This window comes from Ruoffia sp. FAM 24228 (genome assembly GCF_045528575.1).
GTDB lineage: Bacteria > Bacillota > Bacilli > Lactobacillales > Aerococcaceae > Ruoffia > Ruoffia halotolerans.
The window spans coordinates 1-1,406 of sequence record NZ_JBGQQZ010000134.1 but is presented as its reverse complement, the minus strand read 5'-3'; the positions used below and the strand labels follow the sequence as shown (position 1 = coordinate 1,406).

The 1,406-nt window shown below is 40.3% G+C and carries 1 protein-coding gene; it reads left to right on the top strand.

Going from position 1 to position 1,406, the window contains the following annotated elements; genetic code table 11:
• Positions 1 to 106: 106 nt before the first annotated feature.
• Positions 107 to 1,406 (top strand): ISL3 family transposase (locus tag ACEN33_RS12350; protein WP_407095201.1); only part of this gene is annotated, 1,300 nt, incomplete at its 3' end.

Below are 1,406 nucleotides of genomic sequence, written 5' to 3'. Positions count from 1 at the left end.
TGACAAAAATTAAAATGTCATCAACCCTATCTTTGTGTCTTCTAAAAGACGCAGATATTCGTTATATTAAAAGTACCACCAAATAACATAAGGAGAATATCTACGCATGAACCATTTTATCCAAAAAACCTTTCAATTAAAAGACCCAAATATCACGATCGATATGGACCGTGTTGAAGAACAGCATTATAAAGGCCGCTTATCTTTGTTTTATTTTGGCACATTAACGTATGTTCCTAAAGCCTGTGAATGTTGTGGTATCGTCAATGATGCCTATCAAGTCGTTAAAAATGGGACGCGTCACTCTCGTCTGACTTTAGCGAGCATAACGGGACTTCCTGCCTACTTAAACTTAGCCAAACAACGCTTCAAATGTAAAACCTGTGGCCAAAGCTTTACAGCGAAAACGTCCTTTGTGGACCCTCACTGTTTTATTTCTAAGCGGGTCACACAAATGATTATGGATCGGGCAACACGTGTGATGTCAGAGGTAGATATTGCCAAAGATACCCATGTTTCCCCGAATACCGTGCGTCGCGTCATTCATCAGGCTGCCGCTGCGCTTCGGATCCGTCCCACATCTTCGTTACCCGAGCACCTCTGTTTTGATGAATTCAAAAGTGTCAAATCAGTCAAAGCCGCCATGAGTTTTATTTACTGCGACGCTATAAATCATCAAGTCGTCGATGTGGTCGAAGACCGAAAAGCGGGCTCTTTAAAAAACTATTTTATTCGCTATGATCTCGCTGTGCGCCGTCAGGTTAAATCTGTCACTATTGATATGTACGAACCTTATATTCAAGTCATTCATCGATGGTTTCCCAATGCCGATATTATCATGGATCCCTTTCACTTGATACAGGCTTTAAACCGTGAATTATCGCAGTATCGTGTGCAGTTTATGAATACCATTCGAACCAAAGACCGCCGATTATATAATAAATTAAAACGCTATTGGAAGTTAATCCAAAAAAATCCGAATGACCTCAAAGCCACAACCTATCACCGATTTCCTTTATTTGATTGGCTGACGAATACGCAAGGAATTGTGGATTATTTACTGGCTCAAGATACCCAACTAAAAGCCACCTATCAGATTGTCCATCAATTAGGGGATGCCTACCGTACCAACAATTGGCCACGATTTGAATCTACCTTAATTCAGGCGAAGCAACTTCAGCTTCCAGCTGGGTTAAGGCGTGTCTTACGTTCTTTTAAGAAGTACCAAACGTATATTCACAACACGTTCTCGTATCCAGGTTTAACGAATGGCCCGATCGAAGGTATTAATAATAAAATTAAAGTATTGAAACGAACAGCCTACGGCTATCGAAATTACAGTCATTTTAGAGACCGTATTTTACTTATGACGCGATTATATGTCCCTCAGACAAATAAAAAAGATC